Raw genomic sequence first — 21,264 nt, forward strand, 5'->3', positions numbered from 1 at the left:
GGGTTGGGGTGGGACATGCGGATCCCCTGGTCGTTCGTGACCACCACGAACAGGGCACCCGTGCTCTGCCGGACGGCCTCGCCGCGCCGCTGCACCGGCCCCTCCGCGAGCGCGGCGGGGTCCAGGGCGGTGGCCCCGGCCCGCGCCGCGGTCTCGGAGACGACCACCGGGTCCACGGCCAGGGTGCGCGCGATCCCCAGGGCCTCCTGCTCCGCCTGGTCGTACACCCGTTCCACGGTCAGCACCACCACGGCCGCGAGGCACAGCGCCACGATCCCGGCCACGATGCTGAAGAGCACCACCATCATGCGGGTGGTGAACGTTCCCGCGGGGGTGCGCTCGCTGCTCATGCGCTCATCCTAGGGGTGCGCCACGTCACCGAGCAGAAAGAGCACAAAGGGGTCAACGAGCACAACGTCCCGCAATGAGCACAACCGGTACGTGATGCGCCTCTCACCCCTACGGTGTGATGAGCCGCACGCCCGCCGTGCCCCGCCCCCGTCCCACCACCCAGGAGTCACTGATGCTGGTTCTGCTCGGGTTCCTGATGATCGCCACGTTCATGGGCCTCATCATGACCAAGCGCCTCACGCCGCTGCTCGCACTGATCATCGTTCCCACCGTCTTCGGCCTCTTCGCGGGTGCCGGACTGGGCATCGGGGACATGGTCATGGAGGCCGTCAAGGACATGTCCTCCACGGCCGCGCTGCTCATGTTCGCGATCATTTACTTCGGCCTGATGATCGACGTGGGCCTGTTCGACCGGCTCGTGAACCTCATCGTGCGCGCCACCGGTCACGACCCCGCCAAGGTGGTGGTGGGCACCATGATCCTCACCGCCCTGGTCTCCCTGGACGGGGACGGCTCCACCACGTACATCGTGGTCACCGCGGCCATGCTGCCCGTGTACCAGCGCCTGGGCCTGAGCCCCGTGGTGCTCACGTGCATCGCGGGCCTGACCAACGGCGCCCTGAACATCGTCCCGTGGGGCGGGCCCACCGCCCGTGCGGCCGCCGCGCTGCACGTGGAGGCCACGGACATCTTCCTGCCCATGCTCCCCTCCCTGGCCGCCGGGCTGGTGGTCATCTTCGTCTTCGCCGTGCTCCTGGGCCGCTCCGAACGACGCCGCCTGGCCGCCGCCGATCCCGCCCGCTGGGGCCGCGGTGCGGCCGTGGGCTCCGGCGCCCCGGGGGCCGGCACTCCTGGCGCCGGGACCGCCACGACCCCTTCCCCGCTGCTGACCGGCGAGGGCCTCACGAACACCGCCCTGGACCCGAACCGCGAGTCCCTGCGACCGCAGCTGTTCTGGTTCAACCTGTCCCTCACGGTGCTCGTCATGGTGCTGCTCGTGGCGGACGTGGTCCCGCTGCCGTACCTGTTCATGGTGGCCAGCGCGATCGCCATGGTGGTGAACTTCCCAAGGATGTCGGACCAGGGCAAGATGCTGGCCTCCCACTCCTCCTCGATCATCGCGGTGGTCTCCATGGTCATGGCGGCGGCGGTGCTCACGGGCATCCTGTCCGGCACGGGCATGGTGGATGCCATGTCCCAGTGGCTCGTGGACGTGATCCCCTCCAGCATGGGCCCGTACCTGGCCGTCCTGACGGGTCTGATCAGCATCCCCGCCACGTTCTTCATGAGCAACGACGCGTTCTACTTCGGTGTGCTCCCCGTGCTCACCGAGACCGGGGCCCACTACGGGATCCCCGCCGTCGACATGGCCCGCGCGTCCATCACGGGCCAGCCGGTGCACATGCAGTCCCCGCTGGTGCCCGCGATCCTGCTGCTGGTCTCCCTCGCGGGCGTGGAGCTCGGCGACCACCACAAGAAGGTGCTGTGGCGGGCCCTCGTGGTCTCCCTGGTGATGCTCGTGGTGGGCGTGCTGGTGGGCGCGGTCGGCATCGGCTGAGCGCGGCACGGCGCCCGGGCGCGCGGGCACCCACTAGAGTGGGGAGCGCAAGCTCGCGGAGCGTCGTCGTCGCCCGGGGAACGGTCCCGGACGCGCCAGACGTGAGACGGCACCGACTCCGCGCGCCCCACAGTTCCCACACCGCGTACAGGAGCGTTCCATGGCCCGAATCGTCGTCGACGTCATGCCCAAGCCGGAGATCCTCGACCCGCAGGGCAAGGCCATTGCGAACGAGCTGCCCCGCATCGGTCTCAGCGGCTTCACCGAGGTCCGCCAGGGCCGCCGCTTCGAGCTCACCGTGGAGGGCGAGGCCACCGAGCAGGTGCTCGCGCAGGCCCGCGAGGCCGCGGAGAAGCTGCTCTCCAACCCGGTGATCGAGGACGTGGTCAACGTCAGCGCACTGCCCGAGGAGCACTGAGCGTGGCCCAGAACCTGAGCCCCGAGCAGACGCCCCTGGTGGCGGACCTCTCCCAGCCCGCCCCGGACTCCCGCCTCGCGGCCGTGCGCGTGGGCGTGGTGACCTTCCCCGGCACCCTGGACGACCGCGACGCCGCCCGGGCCGTGGAGATCGCCGGCGGCACCGCCGTGCCGCTCTGGTACGCGGACGAGGACCTGCAGGGCGTGGACGCGGTGATCCTGCCCGGCGGCTTCTCCTACGGCGACTACCTCCGGGCCGGCGCGATCGCGCGCTTCGCCCCGCTCATGGACCGGATTGTGGACGCGGCGGGCGCGGACGGCGGGATGCCCGTGCTCGGCATCTGCAACGGTTTCCAGGTGCTCACCGAGGCGCACCTGCTGCCCGGGTCCATGATCAAGAACGAGCAGCTGAAGTTCATCTGCCGGGACCAGCACCTGCGCGTGGAGAACGCGGACACCGCGTGGACCGGTCGCTTCACGGCCGGCCAGGAGATCGTGGTGCCGCTGAAGAACCAGGACGGGCAGTACGTGGCGGACCAGCGCACCCTGGACGAGCTCGAGGCCGAGCACCGGGTGGTCTTCCGCTACACGGGCGGCAACCCCAACGGCTCCCGCAACGACATCGCCGGGATCACCAACGCGCAGGGCAACGTGGTGGGGCTCATGCCGCACCCCGAGCACGCGGTGGAGCCGGGCTTCGGCGCGGACCTCTCCGGCGCCGGCACCGTGGGGATGCGCGAGGGCACGGACGGGCTGGACGTGTTCGTCTCCGTCCTGGAGCGCCTGACCCGCTGACGGACCGCGACGCCGCGTGCCCGGGCGGCGTCGTCGTGCCGCACCGTGCCGCCAGTCAACCGCCCCTCCTCCGCGAGCGGGCCACCGCCGCCGCGCAACACCCACCAGCCACCACGAACCGGCGTGAGCGCACCTCACGCCCCACCTCGTTCACGTAAGGGACCCGCAGACGTCATGAGTGAAACGCACTTCAACCTGGACACCGTGGAGCACGCCACCTCCACCCCGGACACCGAGCTGCCCTGGGCCGAGCTGGGCCTGAACGAGGCGGAGTTCGAGCGCATCAAGGAGATCCTGGGCCGCCGTCCCACCGCCGCGGAACTGGCCATGTACTCCGTGATGTGGTCCGAGCACTGCTCCTACAAGTCCTCCAAGGTGCACCTGCGCCAGTTCGGCGAGAAGGTCACGGACGAGATGCGCCAGCACCTCATGGTGGGCATCGGGGAGAACGCCGGTGTCACGGACATCGGGGACGGCTGGGCCGTGACGTTCAAGATCGAGTCCCACAACCACCCCTCCTACGTGGAGCCCTACCAGGGCGCGGCCACGGGCGTGGGCGGGATCGTGCGGGACATCATCTCCATGGGCGCCCGCCCCGTGGCCGTGATGGACCCGCTGCGCTTCGGCGCGATCGACCACCCGGACACCCAGCGCGTGGTGCACGGGATCGTGGCCGGAGTGGGCGGCTACGGCAACTCGCTGGGGCTGCCGAACATCGGCGGCGAGGTGGAGTTCGACCCCTGCTACCAGGGCAACCCGCTGGTCAACGCGCTGGCCGTGGGCGTGATGCGCCACGAGGACATCCGCCTGGCCAACGCCTCCGGCACGGGCAACAGGGTGGTGCTCTTCGGAGCGCGCACCGGCGGTGACGGCATCGGCGGCGCGTCCGTGCTGGCGTCGGAGTCCTTCGACGACTCCAAGCCCTCCAAGCGCCCCGCCGTGCAGGTGGGTGACCCCTTCGCGGAGAAGGTGCTCATCGAGTGCTGCCTGGAGCTGTTCAAGTCCTCCCTGGTGGAGGGCATCCAGGACCTCGGGGCGGCGGGGATCTCCTGCGCCACCTCCGAGCTGGCCTCCAACGGGGACGGCGGGATGCGGGTGAACCTGGACGAGGTGCTGCTGCGCGATCCCTCGCTGACCCCGGGTGAGATCCTCATGTCCGAGTCCCAGGAGCGGATGATGGCCGTGGTCACCCCGGAGAAGGTCGAGGCCTTCGAGGCGGTCATGGCCAAGTGGGACGTCGAGTACTCGTGGATCGGCGAGGTCACGGACACCGGCCGGCTGGTCATCGACTACCAGGGCGAGGTGATCGTGGACGTGGATCCGCGCACCGTGGCCCACGACGGCCCCGTCTACGAGCGCCCCTATGACCGCCCCGCGTCCCAGGACGCCCTGCAGGAAGCGCACTTCACCGGCTCCCCCGAGGACGCCGCGCGACCCTCCGGCGCGGAGCTCGGCCCCGCGCTGCTCGAGCTGATGGCCTCCCCCAACCTGTGCTCCAAGGAGTGGGTCACCAGCCAGTACGACCGCTACGTGCAGGGCAACACGGCCTTGGCCATGCCCGACGACGCCGGCGTGGTCCGCGTGGACGAGCGCAGCAACCTGGGCGTGGCCCTGTCCACGGACTCCAACGGCCGCTACACCCGCCTGGACCCGTACCACGGCGCGCAGCTCGCCCTTGCGCAGGCGTACCGCAACGTGGCAACCGCGGGCGCCCGCCCCGTGGCGGTCTCCGACTGCCTGAACTTCGGCTCCCCCGAGGACCCGGACGTGATGTGGCAGTTCGCGGAGGCCGTGCGCGGTCTCGCGGACGGCTGCCAGGCCATCGGCGTGCCCGTCACGGGCGGCAACGTGTCCCTCTACAACCAGACGGGCGGTGTGGCCATCAACCCCACCCCGGTGGTGGCCATGATGGGCGTGTTCGACGACGTCACGCGCCGCACTCCCTCGGGCTGGCGCGAGGACGGCCAGGCGGTCTACCTCATGGGAGAGACCGCGGACGAGCTGGACGGCTCCGAGTGGGCGCGCATCCGCGGCCACCTGGGCGGCACGCCCCCGCGCGTGGACCTGGACCAGGAGCGCGTGCTCGCGGACATGCTGATCAACATGTCCCGGGACGGCATGATCGACGCCGCGCACGACGTCGCCGAGGGCGGGCTCGCCGCCACGCTCGCCGAGATGGCCCTGCGCTTCGGCGTGGGCGCCCGCATCGGCCTCGGCGAGGTGGCCGAGCGTGACGGCCTGGACCTGTTCACGCTGCTGTTCTCCGAGACCCAGGCGCGCGCCGTCGTGAGCGTGCCCCGCTCCGAGGAGGTCCGCTTCCGGGACATGTGCACCGTGCGCAACTATCCTTTCGCAAGGATCGGCGTGGTGGACACCGAGAACGGCTCCCTGGACGTCCAGGGCGAGTTCGCGGTGCCGCTGGACGAGCTGCGGACGGCCCACGAGGCCACGCTGCCGCGGCACTTCGGCTGATCCCCGCGAGCACGCGGGCGGCACGAGAGACCCCGGAAGGTATGGGCATGCTGGACGAGCTGCCGGGCGCCGAGCCCCCGGCCCCGATAGTCACACGACGGCTGGAGCTGCGGCCGTTCACGCCGGACGAGCTGGAGGCCGTCGCCTCGGGCACCTCCCTGCCCCACTTCGCGCGGGGTTTCCCCTCCGCGCAGAACCAGGACTGGGCGCGGGACGCCCTGGCCGCCGGGGAGCACTTCTTCACCGAGTCACGGTGCGCCCAGCGCGCCGTGGTGGAGCGCTCCTCGGGCCAGGTCATCGGCGCGGCAGGGTTCACCGGTCCCGCCATGGACCACGAGCTCGAGGTCGAGGGGTCCCTGGTGCCGCAGCACCGGGGCCAGGGGCTCGCCACCGAGGGGTTGCGCGCCCTGCTGGAGGAAGCCTTCGAGGATCCCGACGTGCGCGCGGTCCAGGCCTCGGTGCCCACGGGCGAGCACCCCGCACACCACGTCCTCGCGCGGTGCGGGTTCCAGCCCCTGCCCTCCGACGGCTCGGAGGACTCCTACCGCCTGCCGCGCCCCTGAGCCACTCCCGTGAGCCCCTGGATACCCTTCAACCTGCTGCCCGCGGACACCCTGCCCGAGTGGATCCTGGTGGCCCTCGCGGGGCTGGACCTGCTGCTCAAGATCGTGGCCCTGGGCTGGATCCCGCACCGGCGCCGCCCCTCCGTGGCGCTCGCGTGGCTGCTGGCCATCTTCCTGGTGCCGTACGCGGGGATCGTGCTGTTCCTGGTGCTCGGCTCCGCCCGCCTGCCGCGCAAGCGCATGGAGCAGCAGGCTCGGATGAACCACGTGATCCAGGAGAACACTCCCCCGGGGGTGGCCGTGGGCCGCGAGCTGGAGCGCTACCCCCAGTGGGTGCGCACCACGGCGGAGCTCAACCAGAACCTGGGTGCGCTGCCCATGGTGGGTGGCAACGACTTCGAGATCCTCCCGGACAACCACGAGAACATGGCGCGGATGGCCGCGGACGTGGACGCCGCCACGGACTACGTCCACTTCGAGTTCTACATCGTGGCCGTGGACCAGGTCTCCCGGGACCTGCTCAACGCCCTGATCCGGGCCCACGAGCGTGGCGTGCGCGTGCGCATCCTCATCGACCATGTGGGCTCCCTGGGCTACCCGGGCTACGCCGAGCTGGTCAAGGAGTTCGACCGCTCCGGTGTGCCGTGGCGCCGCATGCTGCCCATCCGCCCGTGGCGCGGGGAGTGGCAGCGCCCGGACCTGCGCAACCACCGCAAGATCCTGGTGGTGGACGGGCGGGTGGCCCACACGGGCTCGCAGAACATCATCCACCGCTCGTACAACAAGCGGAAGAACATCCGGAAGGGCCGCCAGTGGCGTGACCTCATGATCCGCTGCACCGGCGCCGTGGTCACGGAGCTCAACGCCGTGTTCGTCTCCGACTGGTACTCCGAGACGGACGACCTGCTGCTGGACGAGTCCCCCTCCGCCCTGGAGCCGAGCCCCGGGCCCGCGTACGCGCAGGTGGTCCCCTCCGGGCCCGGCTTCGAGACCGAAAACAACCTGCGGCTGTTCAACCACCTGATCTACAACGCCAACCGCCGGGTGGTGATCTCCAGCCCGTACTTCGTGCCGGACGAGTCCCTGCTCCACGCCCTCACCACGGAGGCGCAGGCCGGGGTGCAGATCCAGCTGTTCGTGGGGGAGACCTCTGACCAGTTCCTCGCGCAGCACGCCCAGAACTCGTACTACTCCGAGCTGGCGCGCGCCGGTGTGGAGATCTACCGCTACAGCTCCCCCACGGTGCTGCACGCCAAGTTCGTGCTCGTGGACGACATCGTCTCCGTGATCGGCTCCTCCAACATGGACGAGCGTTCCTTCGCCCTGGACCTCGAGGTCTCCGTGATGATCGTGGACCGGGAGTTCCGCGCCCGCATGGAGCGCGTGGTCGAGGACTTCACGGCGTGCTCCATGCTCCTGGACGTGGCCGCGTGGGAGCAGCGCTCCCTGGGGCGCAAGTACGTGGAGAACATCTGCCGCCTCACCTCCGGCCTGCTCTGACACCACCCCGGACGACGACGCCGCACGGCCGGGTGGGCACCGTCCGTCCCCTCGGCGCCGCCCACTCCGTGCCGCCCACTCGGAGCCGGGCGGCCCGGGTGCGGCATGGGGGGCCGGGCCGCGCTGGGGTGTGCCCGCGTGCGCGTTCCGCGCCCGGGTGCGCGAACGCCGTCGCCGACCCGTGAGATCGGGGCGGCGACGGCGTCGTCGTGCGGCACGGCTCTGTGCCTGGGGCCGGGGTCAGTCCGCGACGAGCACCGCGCGGCCGTTGAGCGTGCGGTTGCGCAGGCCGTCCAGGGACGCGTTGACCTGCTCTGCGCTGAGCGGAACCTCCACGATGGGCGGCCGGGGCAGCTCCACGTCCTGGGCGAGCTTCACGAGCTCCTTGAGCTCCGGGAGACTGCCCACGAAGTTGCCGCGGATGTTCAGCAGGTTGAACGCGGCGAGCGCGGTGGGGAACTGGTACTGGCCGCCGAACAGGCCCACGCTCACCAGGGTGCCGCCGTTGGCCATGGCGAACAGTGCGGCGTTGGAGGTGTCCCCGTTGTTGACCAGGTCGATCGCCGCGGCGATCTTCTCGCCGCCGGCCGCGACGATGTCCTTGTGGGGTGCCTCGCCACCCGCGACCACGGTGGCCGTGGCACCCATTGCGGTGGCGTTCTCCAGTGCCTTCTCGCTCATGTCCACCGCCACGATGTTCTCGTGGCCCAGGGCCTTCAGCAGCGCAATGGTCATGAGCCCCACGCCACCGGCGCCGATGACCGCCACCGGCTTGTCCGCGGGGACCGGCATGATCTTCTGGATGGCCGAGTAGGACGTCAGCCCGGAGCAGGCCAGCGTGGCGCCGAAGGACGGGTCGATGTCCCCCAGTGGCACCAGGTAGCGGTCCCCGGGAACCAGGACCTCCTCCGCGTAGCCGCCGTTCAGTGCCACCGAGAGGTTGCGCTTGGCGCCGCTGCAGTAGTTCTCGCGGTCCTCCTGGCAGGCCTGGCACTCACCGCAGCCGACCCAGGGGTAGACGATGTACTTGGTCTCCCCCGGCTGCACCGTGGCCTCCGGGCCCACTTCCACCACCTCTCCCACGATCTCGTGGCCCAGCACCACCGGGTACTGTGCGCCCGAGGCGGTCAGCTCGCGACGCCCCGCGCTGCCCAGGTCGAAGTACCCGTCCTGGCAGTGGACGTCCGAGTGGCACACCCCCGAGTTCGTGACGCGGACCAGCACCTCGGAACCCGTGAGCTGGGGCTTCTCCAGCTCGATCTCCTCCGCCGGCGCACCGGGTTCTGCGTGACCGAAAACCTTCATGGCTGACTCCTTTGCAGCGTGTTCGGATGTGCACTTCACATGTGGGCTGCACTGTCACTGTAGGCCGCGTCACACGGGGAGAACACCGGCTCGCGGGACCATTTCAACTCGGGAGTAACATCCGCGCGCGGCGGCCGAGACGCCGCACCGGGGCGCAACATCGCCGCGGGCTGGCGCGACCGACGAGACGACCTGGACCGGGCGGCGTCGTCCGCCGGTCGAGGCACGCGGAACTGATCCGCGAGGCGCTCGACGCGGCCACGGGGGAATGAGCGGACGGCATCCCGGCCCCTGGTGCTGGCGGGGGACGGGAACGTCTAGGGGGACGCCGCCTGCCGTGCCGCCCGCACATCCCGGCGGATGTTCACGCCGATCTGCAGGAGGGCGACGAGGGACACGAGCCCGCCCAGCCACGGCGAGTGAGAGACGTTGACCGGCCCGATGTTCAGTTCGCTGCCCGTCAGGCTGATCCCCAGAAGGAGGATGGCAACCCAGCCGACATAGGTTTGGGCGCGGTCCCACTTCCGGGCAGTGCTCCGCTTCATGATGTTCTCCCGTCGGGGCGCTCGCGATGTTGCTATGACTCGCCTCTGGTGCCCGGGGTCCGCTGTGTGGAGATCGAAGCTATCACGGCCCCGAGTTCAGCCGTCCCGCTCCAGCAATCCCTGGTACCGCTCGGACGTGAGCTTCGAGAACAGCAGCACCAGCAGGACCGAGACGACGCTGACCAGCACGAGCCCCACGGACCACGGCACCCACACGGAAAAGAGCGCGGCAATCACCAGGACGAACACGACGGCCGAGCAGATCTGGGTGGCCACCTTGTTGTGAGTCAGGGCCAGGAACGCGGCGTCCACCAGCGTGTCCACCAGCATGAGCACCACCAGGACCACGCACGTGGCCAGGAACTGCTCCAGCAGGGTGAGCGGCCCGGTGGCCTGGTGCTCCCCGAAGACCTGCCACAGCACCTGGGGAGCCATCACCGCCAGCGGGATCCCCGCCAGCACCAGGCACAGCTCCGCCAGCACGCCCCACTCCTTGGCCTTGCCGCTCATTCCCACGTCCTACATCGATCGTCTGGTTCTCACGGTGACCTGTTGGCCCCACGTAGCCACCGGGACCGCTCAGCACCCGTCCACCGAGCACCCCCTGCTCACCGGCACAGCCGGTGGCTCGGACGTCTCCTTGACCGCGAGCAGGTGGCACTCCGGGAACCGGTGGTCCGCGTCCGGGCGGCTCACCGTCCGCCACCGCTCCGTGAGGCCCGCGCGCAGGAGATGGTCCGCCATCACGTCCGGGTGCCAGCGCCACGCGGGAGCCACCGCGTGGTCGAAGGAGACCACGGCGCGACCGCCGTCCACGGCCTGGAACGCCACCAGCACCACACCGCCGATCGGCAGGCGCTCCGCCCACGAGCGCAGGATCCCGGGCACACGGTCCGGGGCCACGTGGATCAGGCTGAACCGCGCCAGCACGGCGGCCGGCGGCTCGTCAGCACCCAGGGCCTGCGTCCAGGTGACGGGATCGCAGGTGCCGCGCACGAACCGCAGTTCCGGATGCGCCGCCCGTGCGATCTCCAGCATGGCTTGCGAGGGGTCCACGCCCACCACCGGGACACCGGCCGCCGCGAGCGCCGCCGTCACGTGACCCGTCCCGCACCCCACGTCGACCACGGAGCCCTCCGCCGCGCACTCCTTCACCTGCTCGGCGAACGCGGCCACGACTCCGCGTTCCAGGGGCGAGCGGAAGGCCTCGGGAAACGCGCGCTCGTACTCCGCGGCGAGGTGGTCGTATCCGGGTTGCATGGGCTCCACGCTCACACACCACGGCTGGCGCCTCAAGGGCGGCGCCACGCAGCCGCCCCTGAGCAAGACGCCCGGGGGGGGGGACATGGGCTCGGAACGCACTGCAGCGGCGTCGTGCGCCCCCGGGGTGGGTGCCGTGCCCGGGCGGAACGGGCATGACCGCGTGTGACCCCGGGAACTGATGGCCCTCCCGGGGAGCTTCTAAGATGGCTCAGTGATGAACCCCGCCACCCCTCCCTCGCGCCAGGGCACCGCACCGACCGCTGCGCCGCCGACGCGCCGGGCCGCACCCGCCACCGCCGACGACGCCGCCCCGGCGCCCACGGGCGCGTGGCAGGCCTCGGTGGGAGCGGCGTCGAACGCAGACCTGAAACTCGCGATGGCCGCTTCCGGGACCGTGCTGAGCGTGTTCACCGTGGGACACATGGCGGGCAACATGCAGGTCTACCTGGGGCGGGAGCGGTACAACCGCTACGCGCTGCTGCTGCGCCACGCGGGCGCGCCGGTCCTGCCCGCGAACACCCTGCTGTGGGCGGCGCGGATCGGACTGCTCGCGAGCACGGCCACCCACGTGGCCGCCGGCACGGAGCTGACCCTGCGGGCCTGGCGCGCCGAGGGACGCACCGTGGCGGGGACCGGCCGGCAGGTCACGCGGCAGGTCGCCACGGTGGTGGACCGGCGCCCCCGCCTCGCGCTGCCCGGACGGCCCATGGGCGTGCCCAGGCAGATGACGGGCACAGCGCAGGTTTACCGTCGCGCCCCGTTCGACGGTGCCCTCCTCCCGGGCCGCTTCGACGCCGACGCCCCCCGCAGGCGCCCTCGGGGACGACGCCGCTCGGTCCCCCAAATGATCGCGCGCTCCATGCGGTCCACGGGCGCCGTGCTCGGCTTGTTCGTGACCTACCACGTGCTGGACCTGACCACGGGCACCCGCCCGGCGGCGTCACGGTCCTTCGAGCACGGGGACGCCTACGGGAACCTGGTGGGCAGCCTCTCCCGGCCCGTGGTGGCGGTGTTCTACACGGCCTCCATGGCCGCGCTGGCCGGGCACATGGTCCACGGGCTGCGCACGGCCGCACTGGACACCGGGCTCACGACCACGGCCCGGCGCGTGCACCGGGTGGATGTCGCCGCGAAGGCCGTGGGCGCCGTCGTCGCCGTGGGCAACGCGAGTATTCCCCTGGCCGTATCTTTCAAGGTGGTGCGCTGATGCTGCTGACCGTGCACGTGTGGCGCCAGGCGGACGCCAGCACCCCCGGGGGCTTCGAAACCGTCCACCCCGTGGAGGCCCGCGAGGACATGAGCGTCCTGGAGCTGCTGGACGCCGTCAACGAGACACTCGAACGCCAGGGGGACGAGCCCGTGAGCTTCGACGACGGCTGCCGCGAGGGCATCTGCGGCAAGTGCGGTGTGACCGTGGACGGCGTGCCGCACGGCCCGGACCGCAACAGGGCCTCGTGCATGCAGTCCCTGAACGCCTACCGGGACGGGGACGAGGTCTTCATCGAGCCCCTGCGCGCCGGGGCACTGCCCGTCACGAAGGACCTCGCCGTGGACAAGAAGTCCCTGCGGCGCGTGTCCAAGGAGGCCAAGTTCCCGGTGGCCATGAAGGCGCTGAACACCGCGGGCTGCATCAGCTGCGGCGCGTGCATCGCCGCGTGCCCCAACGGTTCCGGGCAGCTGTTCGTGGGCACCATGCTCAAGCACCTGCCGCCGCTGGCCAAGACCCCCGAGGAGCGTGACGAGCGCGCCGCCAAGGTGCTGGACGCCGCGGACCGGGAGTTCGGCCCGTGCTCCCTGCTGGGGGACTGCACAGAGGTGTGCCCCGCGGGGCTGCCGCTGGAGAACCTCACGTCCGTGGCCCGGGAGAACCTGCACCGCAGCTTCCCGGACCGGTACCCCGCGCCCGGGGATCCGCAGGACTGACGCGGCCCCGGGGTGCCCGGGCATCCCGCACGCGTGCGTTGCTGGTGCGGCCCGCTCAGGCGCGCACTGGTGGTTGCGCCCGCTCAGGCGCGCTGTGGTGGTGCCACCCGCTCAGGAGAGCCGCAGCACGGCGGCCGCGCGCCGCCACCCCTGGGGCTCAAGCCCGGGAACGTCGTCCTCGGGCACCACGGCGTAGAGCCGCTGCGCGTCCGCCAGGAACGCCTCGTTGGCCATCGCGGACACCAGCGGGTCCACCACCTCCGCGGGGTCCCGGTCCTCGGCGGTGCCCGCGACTACCGGCCCCATGAACGCCACCTCCCCCTGCACGGAGAGGGTCGAGTGCGCCACGGGGCGGCCCCACTCGTCCACCTCGAAGCGCAGGTGGTCCCCCATGGGGGCGTCGAACATCCCGGCATCCCCGGGGAAGCCCAGCCCGCGGTCCAGCTCCTGGACGTCACCGCTCAGCAGCACCTCGGTGGCCAGCACCTCCCGGCCCGCCGCCCGCGCCGCGGCCCGAACCTCCTCCGCCTGCCCGGGCTCGCACACGAGCACCGCACCGTCACCGCGCCCACCGGGCAGGGCGCCGTCCCACGCCCGCACCTCGCCCGGCGAAGCGTCCTCCTCGACCGCGTTCCACCCCGCCGCCCAGGCCTCCAGATCCGACTGCCACTGCTGCACCACGGCCACTCCCTCCACTCGTCGCCCGCCCTCGAGTATCCCACCGCCGCGGGGCCCGGGCGGTCCGGCTCCGGCGCATTCTCTATGCTTGGCCCGACAGGTTGTCACGCCGCGGCGTGCGCACCACGACATTCACCCACCCCTCGAGGAGATGCTCTCGTGTCCGCCAAGAAAACCCTTCAAGTCGCCCTGGCCTTCATCGGCCTCATGGTGGGCGCCGGCTTCGCCACGGGCCAGGAAGTCATCCAGTACTTCGTCTCGTTCGGCCTCTGGGGGCTCGCGGGAGCCGTCGTGGCGGGCATCCTGATGATCACGGCGGGAGCGGTGATCATCAACATCGGCAGCTACTTCCTGGCCGACGAGCACCTGGGGGTGTTCCGCTCCGTCTCCGCCCCCGTGGTCTCCCGCTTCCTGGACATCTCCGTGTCCCTCACCCTGCTGGCCATGGGCATCGTGATGCTCGCCGGCGCGGGCTCCACCCTGGAGCAGCAGTTCGGGCTCCCGGCGTGGATCGGCTCCGCGATCATGGTGGCCATCGTGATGCTCACCGGTCTGCTGGACGTCAACAAGGTCACCAACATCATCTCCGCCGTGACCCCGGTGATCTTCGTGGCCGTGATCGTCGCGTTCGTCTACACCCTCATGCAGCTTCCCGTGGACCTCGGTGCCATGAGCGATCTGGCCGTGCAGGCCGACTCCCCCGTGAGCCCGTGGTGGCTCTCCGCGATCAACTACACCTGCATGGCGCTGATGCTGGGCGTGTCCATGTCCCTGATGATCGGCGGCAACACCCTGGACCCGCGCGACGCCGGGCGCGGCGGCCTGCTGGGTGGCGTGGTCTACACCATCCTGCTGGTGATGAACGCGTTCGCGCTGCTCGTGAACTTCGACGCCGTGGGGGACGCGGACGTGCCCATGCTCAAGCTCTTCGAGAGCATGCACCCGGTGGCCTCCCTGGCCATGGTGTTCGTGACCTTCCTGATGATCTACAACACCACCATCAGCATGTTCTACGCGCTGGGCCGCCGCATGACGGTCAACCACCGCAAGCGCTACGTCCCGGTGTTCCTGGGCATCTGCGTCCTGGGCTACGTGATCAGCCTGGTGGGCTTCGGCACGCTGATGAGCGTGGTGTACCCGGTGATCGGCTACGTGGGCATGGTGCTGGTGGTCGTCATGTTCATCTGGTGGTTCCGCAACCGCGAGGCCATCGGTGTGGAAGCCGGGCGCCGCACCCGCATCCGCGCACTCATGACCAAGCGCGGTGACGAGACCAAGGAGTTCACCGCGTACAACGAGAACCAGCTGCGCGACGCCACCGAGGAGTCCCCCGCGGACAACGAGGCCCTCACCGGCGCCATGGAGGTCCAGGTCAAGCGGGAGCTCGGCGAGGACAAGTCCTCCTCCTGACGACGCCGCTGGGCGGCCTCCCACAGCACCGCAACCCGCCCTGCACACCCTGCAGGACATGACGAAACCCCCGGCAGCGACCGGGGGTTTCGTCATGGACGGGAGCGGGCGGCGTCGTGATCCGGTGCGGACGGATCCGCCGTGCGCCCGCGGGAGGGTTCAGCCGCGGGCGGTGTTCCTCTCCTGCGTGCGCTGCTCCCAGAAGATCGGCAGGGTCACGGTGTCCGTGCCGTCCCACGCGGACAGGCCGTGGATGCCGGGAATGTCTCCCGCCTTGAACACGGGCTCCACGCCAGCCTTGCGCTGCTCCATGTAGTTCTGCAGCACCTTGGCCGCCACACCTGCGAGCATCACCAGCGCAATGAGGTTCAGTGTGGCCATGATCGCCATGAACAGGTCCGCGAGCGACCACACGAGGTCCAGGGCCAGCACCGCGCCCATGAACACGCACACCAGCACGGCGAAGCGGTAGACGCCCATGGTCACGCGGGAGCGGGTCATGAAGCGGATGTTGGACTCGCCGTAGTAGTAGTTGCCGATCACGGAGGACCAGCCGAAGAGGAAGATCGCCACGGTCAGGAAGTGCACGGCCCACTCGCCCAGCTGCATGCCCAGCGCGGTCTGCGTGAGGGACGCACCCTGGCGCTGGTCCCCGTAGGTGGGGTTGGACAGCAGCACGATGAACGCGGTGATGGAGCACACCAGCATGGTGTCGAAGAAGACGCCCAGGGACTGCACGAAGCCCTGCTTTGCCGGGTGGGAGATGGACGCGGTGGCGCCGGCGTTCGGGGCGGAGCCCATGCCGGCCTCGTTGGAGAACAGACCGCGCTTCATGCCCTGGATGATCACGCCGATCAGACCACCCGTGATGAACTCGCGAATGCCGAACGCCCCCTCGATGATCATGCCGAACATGGCGGGGATCTCGGTGATGTTCAGGACCACCACGAGCAGCCCCAGCACCAGGTACAGCACAGCCATCACGGGCACGAGGATCTGGGTCACCGCGGAGATGGAGCGGATGCCACCGAAGATCACCAGTGCCGTGATGACCACCAGGGCCAGGCCCAGCACCACGCGCAGCCACATGTTCTGGCCCTCGGTGACGTCCACGTTGAAGGAGCCGGCCACGGCGTCCACGATCGAGTTGGACTGCACGGAGTTGAACACGAAGCCGTAGGTCACGGTGATGATGACCGCGAAGAGCACGCCCATCCAGCGCTTGTTGAGCCCGCGCTCCATGTAGTACGCCGGGCCGCCCACGTAGCCGTCCGACGTCTTGACCTTGTAGAGCTGGCCCAGCAGGGACTCCACGAACGCGCTGGCCGCGCCGATCGCGGCGATGATCCACATCCAGAACACGGCACCGGGTCCGCCCAGGGTGATGGCGATGGCCACGCCGGCGATGTTGCCCGTGCCCACGCGAGCCGCTGCGGAGACCGTGAATGCGCGGAACGAGGAGATGCCCTTGCGCCCGTCCTCCTCACCGGCCGGATCGGTGAGCACGCGGAACATCTCGGGGATGCCGCGCAGCTGGATGGCCTTGGTGCGGACGGTCAGGTACAGGCCCACGCCGATGAGGACGGCGAAGACGACGTACCAGACGTACTCGCCCACCGTTCCGACGAGTTCGGTCAGTGCTTCCATGGAAAACTCCGGGATCTTCGGGGATGCCCGGACCGTGGGACTGTTCCAGTCGCGCGAGGGCCCGGGCGGGAAAAGAATGTGTGCTGCCACACCAATTCAGCACAGATTATCCGATTCCCACCCGGGCCGAGACCATCCGGGGTGCCGCGCGGGGTCAGTCCTCCACGACGCGCACCGCACCCTTGTCCGCACTGGTCACCATGGACGCGTACGCCTTCAGCGCCTTGGACACCCGGCGCTCGCGCGGCTTGGTGGGCTTCCAGGGGGCGTCCCCCTTCTCCTGGCGACGGCGCGCGAGCTCGGCGTCATCCACGTTGACCCGCAGCACGCGGTTCTCCACGTCGATCTCGATCTCGTCCCCGTGCTCCACGAGGCCGATGGCCCCGCCCGCGGCGGCCTCCGGGGAGATGTGCCCGATCGACAGCCCGGACGTGCCGCCCGAGAAGCGGCCGTCCGTGATGAGCGCGCACGTCTTGCCCAAGCCCAGACCCTTGAGGTAGCTGGTGGGGTAGAGCATTTCCTGCATCCCGGGGCCGCCCTTGGGGCCCTCGTACGCGATGACGACGATGTCCCCCTCCGTCACGTTCTTGGAGAGGATCTCGTGCACGGCCTCGTCCTGGGACTCCACCACGAACGCCCGGCCCGTGAAGTGGAACAGCTCGGGGTCGATGCCCGCGGTCTTGATGACCGCGCCGTCCTCCGCGATGTTGCCGAACAGCACGCACAGCCCACCCTCCGCGGTGTAGGCGTGCTCCACGGAGCGGATGCAGCCCTCGGCGGCGTCCACGTCGTGGTCCTCGTACTCGTTGGCCTGCGAGAACGCCTGGGTGGTGCGCACCCCGCCGGGAGCCGCGAGGAAGAAGTCGCGGGCGGCGTCGGACGCCTTGCCCGAGCGGATGTCCCACTCGTCCAGCCACTCGCCCATGGTCTGGGAGTGCACGGTGTGGACGTCCTCGTTGAGCAGCCCCCCGCGGCGCAGCTCGCCGAGGATCGCGGGGATGCCGCCGGCGCGGTGCACGTGCTCGATGTGGAACTTTGTGGAGTTCGGCGCCACCTTCGCCAAGCACGGCACGCGGCGGGAGAGGGCGTCGATGTCCGAGAGGGTGAAGTCCACCTCGGCCTCCTGCGCGGCGGCCAGGATGTGCAGCACGGTGTTGGTGGAGCCGCCCATGGCGATGTCCAGGGCCATGGCGTTCTCGAACGCGGCCTTGGTGGCGATGCTCCGCGGCAGCACGGACTCGTCGTCCTGCTCGTAGTACTTCTTGGCGGACTCCACCGCACGCCGACCGGCCTCCAGGAACAGCCGCTTGCGGTTGACGTGGGTGGCCAGGGTGGTGCCGTTGCCGGGCAGGGAGAGGCCCAGCGCCTCGGTGAGGCAGTTCATGGAGTTGGCGGTAAACATCCCGGAGCACGAGCCGCACGTGGGGCACGCGTTCTCCTCGATCTGCGCGAGCTGCGCGTCCGTGACGGACTCGTCCACGGCCAGGGACATGGCATCCACCAGGTCCACGCGGTGCTCCACCACGCCCTCCACACCCTCGCCGGACTCCATGGGTCCGCCGGAGACGAACACCACGGGGATGTTCAGCCGCAGCGCCGCCATGAGCATGCCCGGGGTGATTTTGTCGCAGTTGGAGATGCACACCAGCGCGTCCGCGCAGTGGGCGTTGACCATGTACTCCACGGAGTCCGCGATGATGTCCCGCGAAGGCAGCGAGTACAGCATGCCGTCGTGGCCCATGGCGATGCCGTCGTCCACCGCGATGGTGTTGAACTCCTTGGCCACGCCCCCGGCCTCCTGGACCGCGGACGCCACCAGGTCACCCATGTTCTTGAGGTGCACGTGGCCGGGGACGAACTGCGTGAACGAGTTCGCAATCGCCACGATCGGCTTCCCGAAGTCCTCGCTCCCCATGCCCGTGGCCCGCCAGAGGGCGCGCGCTCCCGCCATGTTGCGGCCGGTGGTGGACGTTGCTGAACGCAGCTGCGGCACTGTGGTTCCTTCCCGAAAGACAGTGCCGGGGCGGGCCGTCGCTCTCCAACCCCGCCCCGGCACACGTGTTGCGCCCCAGCCTACGCGCGGCCCCGGGGCGGGTTTCACATCGCGGTCACGGATCTCACATCCCGGACTTTGGTTGCAGGCACCGCTCCTCCCGCCGACGACGCCGCACGGCCAGCGCCCCGCCCCGCCTCACCGTTCTCCGCCGTGCAACCGCCCCGCTGAGCGGGCTTGCTCCCCTGTGCCGCGATCCGCAGCGTCTGAGGTGCAGTTCTACCCGGAATTTCCGCGAAATCCGGGGCAGAACCGCACCTCAGGCGTTCCCGCCCCAGGGGCTGCGAAGGCGCCCCGCCCGCGGGAGCCTCCGAGCGGCGTCGTGCCCCGTGGTGCGGCGACCCCGGCGGCGGTTCCTAGACTGGGGCGCAGACCACCGAAACCCGAGAGCCCGCGGCGGACGCGGGATCAGGAGAGACATGGGCAAGCACAAGAGGACACCCCGCCCGCACGACGGCGCCGACTTCGCGGTGGACCTGGAGGACGCGCGGGATCCGCTGGTGATGACGCTGGACATCGGTTCCACCGCGACCCGCGGCTCCCTCTACGACGCCACCGGCACGCCCGTGCGCCACTACCGGGACAAGGTTCCGCACGAGTTCACCACCGCGTCCGACGGCACGTCCGTGATGGACCCGGACCAGGTGGTCGGGGAGATCACGGAGATCCTGGACCGCGTGTGCGACCGGCCGGAGCTCGCGGGGCGCGTGGGCGGCGTCGGGCTGGACTCCTTCGCATCCTCCCTGGTGGGCGTGGACGCCGACGGCGAGGCCGTGACCGAGTGCTTCACGTACGCGGACTCCCGGTGCGCGCCGCAGCTCGCGCGGCTGCGGGAGGAGCTGGACGAGCGCGAGGTGCAGCAGAAGATGGGCGCGCGGCTGCACACGAGCTACCTGGCGCCGCGCTTCCGGTGGCTGCGGGAGACCCGGCCGGAGGACTTCGAAGCCGCGGAGCGGTGGCTGAGCATTGGCGAGTACGTGTGGCTGCGGCTGCTCGGGACCACCGCCGCCGGCACTGCGACCGCAGCGTGGACGGGGCTGCTGAACCGGCGCTCGGGCAACTGGGACCAGCGCATGCTCCGGATTGCGGGGATCACCGAGGAGAAGCTGTCCCCGATCCTGGAACCCCACGAGCCCCTGCCGGACGTGGACCCCTCACGCGTGCAGCGGTGGCGAGGGCTCTCGGAGGCGCGGTGGTTCGCGCCGGTCGCGGACGGGCTGTGCGCGAACATCGGGGTGGGTGGCACGGACGAGCGCACCATCGTGGCGTCCGCGGCCACCTCCGGGGCCATGCGCGTGCTGCTGCACCACCGCCCGCAGGACATCCCGCCGGGACTGTGGTGCTACCGCATCGACTCCTCCCGGTGCCTGCTGGGCGGGGCGCTCAACGACGTGGGGCGCGCGGTGAGCTGGTTGCAGGACACCTTAGCCCTGGACACCGAGGTGCTGAACGGGATCGCCGCCGCCCCCGTGAGCGCCGAGACCCCCGGCGTGCTGCCGTTCCTCACGGGTGAGCGCTCCACGGGGTGGGCGGGCAGCGCGCGAGCGGTGTTCTCAGATGTCTCCGCCACCACGGACGCACCCGCCATGGCCCGCGGGATGCTCGAGGGAATCGCAGGGTCCTACCGCCGGGTCTCCGACGAGCTGGAGAGCGCCTCCACGGGCGTGGAACGGATCGTGGCCGCCGGGCGGGTCACCCAGGAGCTGCCCTCGTGGCTGCAGATCCTGGGCGACTACCTGGGCACTCCCGTGATCCACCAGACAATAAAGCGCTCCACGTGCCGGGGCAACGCCCTGCTGATGCTGGAGTCGCTGGCGCCAAACGTGGAGCGGTCCTCGCCGGAGCCCGCGGCCACGTACTCCCCGCGTGAGGCGGCGCAGGAGCACTACCGCCTGGTCCACGAACGGTTCGAGCGCCTCTACGGGGCCACGGTGGCGGGGGGCTGAGAGCGGCACGACGACGCCGGCCCCCGCCTTTCCAGCAATCAGCGGCTCCCGTGCCCCCATCCTTGCGGGACGGCACCCAGCAGCGGGATGCGCTGCCCGTCGAGCGCCGGGAGGTCCGCCAGGTACTCACGGTTGGAGGTGTGCAGGCGGTCGGGCTCTGTGGGCCAGCTGCCCAGGACCACCCCGGCCACGTTGACTCCGCGGTGCAGCAGGGCCTCCAGGCTCAGCAGGGTGTGGTTGAGGGTGCCAAGGTCCGGGCGGGCCACCAGGACGGTCTGCGCACCGAGCGCCTCCTCCTGCTGCAACGCTGCCGCCAGATCGGCAATCGTGCGCCGGTCTCCATCCAGCTCCACGAGAACGCCGCCGCTGCCCTCCACCAGCACGAGGTCGTGGGATTCTTGTAGTTCCAGGATTTTCGCCACGTGGGCCGTGATCGGCAGCAGCTCCACCCCGTCGATGGCCGCGGCGGGAGGGGGCGCCATGGGTTCGGTCAGCCGCTGCCCCTCCGCAATGGTGAGCGCCTCTGACGGGACGCCGGCGGCGCGGGCCAGCCGGGCGACGTCGTGCACGTCCCCCGGGTCGTCACCGCGCATGCCGGTTTGCTGAGGCTTGTAGACGGCGATCCGGCGGCGCCCCGCGTACCAGCCGGCCACGGCGAGAGCAGCCGTGGCGTAGGTCTTGCCCACGTCGGTGTCCGTTCCCGTCACCACCACGGTGCGCGGGAGCGACAAAAAGATGCCGTTCAAAGGATTTTTCATGGTGTCTCCTGCCCGTTGCTGATGTGGTGGCGAAGGACCGTAGCGAGGACCGCCCACGCCCTGCGTGCCGCGCCCGGGGA

At 70.5% G+C, this 21,264-nt stretch carries 18 protein-coding genes and 1 pseudogene; 10 read left to right on the top strand and 9 right to left on the bottom strand.

The genetic code is table 11. The features are described from left to right. Positions 1 to 350: pseudogene (locus D9R02_RS04600) on the bottom strand (sensor histidine kinase); the annotation flags it as partial. Positions 351 to 523: 173 nt separating this feature from the next. Between D9R02_RS04600 and D9R02_RS04605 the strand changes: the two are divergent. From D9R02_RS04605 to cls, 6 genes are all read left to right on the top strand, one after another. Continuing rightward, entirely contained in the window at positions 524 to 1,909 is a 1,386-nt protein-coding gene (locus D9R02_RS04605; protein WP_101888249.1) for a CitMHS family transporter, read from the top strand. 160 nt (positions 1,910 to 2,069) lie between these two features. After that, positions 2,070 to 2,327: a phosphoribosylformylglycinamidine synthase subunit PurS gene (gene purS, locus D9R02_RS04610; protein WP_019309891.1), complete on the top strand. Its 258-nt coding sequence runs from the start codon at positions 2,070 to 2,072 to the stop codon at positions 2,325 to 2,327. Between the two features lie 2 nt (positions 2,328 to 2,329). Beyond that, positions 2,330 to 3,121 carry a phosphoribosylformylglycinamidine synthase subunit PurQ gene (gene purQ / locus D9R02_RS04615; RefSeq protein WP_101888248.1) on the top strand — a complete coding sequence of 264 codons (792 nt, stop codon included), beginning with the start codon at positions 2,330 to 2,332 and terminating at the stop codon, positions 3,119 to 3,121. 174 nt (positions 3,122 to 3,295) lie between these two features. Next, entirely contained in the window at positions 3,296 to 5,593 is a 2,298-nt protein-coding gene (gene purL, locus D9R02_RS04620; RefSeq protein WP_101888247.1) for a phosphoribosylformylglycinamidine synthase subunit PurL, read from the top strand. A 47-nt stretch (positions 5,594 to 5,640) separates the two neighbouring features. After that, positions 5,641 to 6,156, top strand: coding sequence for a GNAT family N-acetyltransferase (locus D9R02_RS04625; protein WP_052239310.1), 516 nt, complete (start codon positions 5,641 to 5,643; stop codon positions 6,154 to 6,156). A gap of 9 nt (positions 6,157 to 6,165) precedes the next feature. After that, positions 6,166 to 7,656: a cardiolipin synthase gene (gene cls / locus D9R02_RS04630; RefSeq protein ID WP_121566438.1), complete on the top strand. Its 1,491-nt coding sequence runs from the start codon at positions 6,166 to 6,168 to the stop codon at positions 7,654 to 7,656. A gap of 240 nt (positions 7,657 to 7,896) precedes the next feature. Here cls and D9R02_RS04635 read toward each other — a convergent pair whose 3' ends face one another. The 4 genes from D9R02_RS04635 to D9R02_RS04650 all read right to left on the bottom strand — a co-directional run bounded on the left by D9R02_RS04635 (position 7,897) and on the right by D9R02_RS04650 (position 10,766). Continuing rightward, the gene (locus D9R02_RS04635; RefSeq protein ID WP_121566439.1) at positions 7,897 to 8,961 is read right to left on the bottom strand and encodes an alcohol dehydrogenase; all 1,065 of its coding nucleotides are present in this window, start codon (positions 8,959 to 8,961) and stop codon (positions 7,897 to 7,899) included. A gap of 317 nt (positions 8,962 to 9,278) precedes the next feature. Continuing rightward, positions 9,279 to 9,506 (bottom strand): hypothetical protein, encoded by a 228-nt coding sequence (locus D9R02_RS04640; RefSeq protein WP_101888244.1) that lies wholly within the window; start codon positions 9,504 to 9,506, stop codon positions 9,279 to 9,281. 96 nt (positions 9,507 to 9,602) lie between these two features. Then, the gene (locus D9R02_RS04645; protein ID WP_121566440.1) at positions 9,603 to 10,016 is read right to left on the bottom strand and encodes a hypothetical protein; all 414 of its coding nucleotides are present in this window, start codon (positions 10,014 to 10,016) and stop codon (positions 9,603 to 9,605) included. Positions 10,017 to 10,085: 69 nt separating this feature from the next. Next, complete coding sequence (locus tag D9R02_RS04650; protein WP_121566441.1) at positions 10,086 to 10,766, bottom strand: class I SAM-dependent methyltransferase; 681 nt, start codon at positions 10,764 to 10,766, stop codon at positions 10,086 to 10,088. 217 nt (positions 10,767 to 10,983) lie between these two features. Here D9R02_RS04650 and D9R02_RS04655 point away from each other — a divergent pair, with 217 nt between their 5' ends. Together D9R02_RS04655 and D9R02_RS04660 are read left to right on the top strand one after the other, a co-directional pair. Beyond that, entirely contained in the window at positions 10,984 to 11,976 is a 993-nt protein-coding gene (locus D9R02_RS04655) for a succinate dehydrogenase/fumarate reductase transmembrane subunit (protein WP_121566442.1), read from the top strand. After that, positions 11,976 to 12,692 (top strand): succinate dehydrogenase/fumarate reductase iron-sulfur subunit, encoded by a 717-nt coding sequence (locus D9R02_RS04660; protein ID WP_070637012.1) that lies wholly within the window; start codon positions 11,976 to 11,978, stop codon positions 12,690 to 12,692. Before D9R02_RS04655 ends, D9R02_RS04660 begins: the two co-directional genes overlap by 1 nt. Before the next feature lie 111 nt (positions 12,693 to 12,803). Here the strand turns inward: D9R02_RS04660 and D9R02_RS04665 are convergent, their stop codons facing one another. After that, entirely contained in the window at positions 12,804 to 13,379 is a 576-nt protein-coding gene (locus D9R02_RS04665) for a hypothetical protein (protein ID WP_070637013.1), read from the bottom strand. A gap of 150 nt (positions 13,380 to 13,529) precedes the next feature. Here D9R02_RS04665 and D9R02_RS04670 point away from each other — a divergent pair, with 150 nt between their 5' ends. Further along, positions 13,530 to 14,780 carry a YkvI family membrane protein gene (locus tag D9R02_RS04670; RefSeq protein WP_070637014.1) on the top strand — a complete coding sequence of 417 codons (1,251 nt, stop codon included), beginning with the start codon at positions 13,530 to 13,532 and terminating at the stop codon, positions 14,778 to 14,780. Between the two features lie 159 nt (positions 14,781 to 14,939). Here the strand turns inward: D9R02_RS04670 and D9R02_RS04675 are convergent, their stop codons facing one another. Further along, complete coding sequence (locus D9R02_RS04675; RefSeq protein WP_070637015.1) at positions 14,940 to 16,427, bottom strand: alanine/glycine:cation symporter family protein; 1,488 nt, start codon at positions 16,425 to 16,427, stop codon at positions 14,940 to 14,942. Between the two features lie 154 nt (positions 16,428 to 16,581). Beyond that, positions 16,582 to 18,420, bottom strand: coding sequence for a dihydroxy-acid dehydratase (gene ilvD, locus D9R02_RS04680; RefSeq protein WP_121566443.1), 1,839 nt, complete (start codon positions 18,418 to 18,420; stop codon positions 16,582 to 16,584). A 479-nt stretch (positions 18,421 to 18,899) separates the two neighbouring features. On the opposite strand from ilvD, the gene D9R02_RS04685 reads away from it, so the two are divergent. Then, entirely contained in the window at positions 18,900 to 20,426 is a 1,527-nt protein-coding gene (locus D9R02_RS04685) for a gluconokinase (RefSeq protein ID WP_047979186.1), read from the top strand. Positions 20,427 to 20,464: 38 nt separating this feature from the next. Here the strand turns inward: D9R02_RS04685 and bioD are convergent, their stop codons facing one another. Continuing rightward, positions 20,465 to 21,184, bottom strand: coding sequence for a dethiobiotin synthase (gene bioD, locus D9R02_RS04690; protein WP_121566444.1), 720 nt, complete (start codon positions 21,182 to 21,184; stop codon positions 20,465 to 20,467). Positions 21,185 to 21,264 lie beyond the last annotated feature (80 nt).

The sequence above is a fragment of the Kocuria rhizophila genome, assembly GCF_003667225.1.
GTDB classification, from domain to species: Bacteria; Actinomycetota; Actinomycetes; order Actinomycetales; family Micrococcaceae; genus Kocuria; species Kocuria rhizophila.

Bases quoted from the DNA above. Each gene is read 5' to 3' on its own strand.
- D9R02_RS04605 (WP_101888249.1), top strand. From the start codon at position 524: ATGCTGGTTCTGCTCGGGTTCCTGATGATCGCCACGTTCATGGGCCTC.
- purS (WP_019309891.1), top strand. From the start codon at position 2,070: ATGGCCCGAATCGTCGTCGACGTCATGCCCAAGCCGGAGATCCTCGAC.
- purL (WP_101888247.1), top strand. From the start codon at position 3,296: ATGAGTGAAACGCACTTCAACCTGGACACCGTGGAGCACGCCACCTCC.
- D9R02_RS04625 (WP_052239310.1), top strand. From the start codon at position 5,641: ATGCTGGACGAGCTGCCGGGCGCCGAGCCCCCGGCCCCGATAGTCACA.
- D9R02_RS04635 (WP_121566439.1), bottom strand. From the start codon at position 8,961: ATGAAGGTTTTCGGTCACGCAGAACCCGGTGCGCCGGCGGAGGAGATC.
- D9R02_RS04640 (WP_101888244.1), bottom strand. From the start codon at position 9,506: ATGAAGCGGAGCACTGCCCGGAAGTGGGACCGCGCCCAAACCTATGTC.
- D9R02_RS04645 (WP_121566440.1), bottom strand. From the start codon at position 10,016: ATGAGCGGCAAGGCCAAGGAGTGGGGCGTGCTGGCGGAGCTGTGCCTG.
- D9R02_RS04650 (WP_121566441.1), bottom strand. From the start codon at position 10,766: ATGCAACCCGGATACGACCACCTCGCCGCGGAGTACGAGCGCGCGTTT.
- D9R02_RS04655 (WP_121566442.1), top strand. From the start codon at position 10,984: ATGAACCCCGCCACCCCTCCCTCGCGCCAGGGCACCGCACCGACCGCT.
- D9R02_RS04660 (WP_070637012.1), top strand. From the start codon at position 11,976: ATGCTGCTGACCGTGCACGTGTGGCGCCAGGCGGACGCCAGCACCCCC.
- D9R02_RS04675 (WP_070637015.1), bottom strand. From the start codon at position 16,427: ATGGAAGCACTGACCGAACTCGTCGGAACGGTGGGCGAGTACGTCTGG.
- D9R02_RS04685 (WP_047979186.1), top strand. From the start codon at position 18,900: ATGGGCAAGCACAAGAGGACACCCCGCCCGCACGACGGCGCCGACTTC.
- bioD (WP_121566444.1), bottom strand. From the start codon at position 21,184: ATGAAAAATCCTTTGAACGGCATCTTTTTGTCGCTCCCGCGCACCGTG.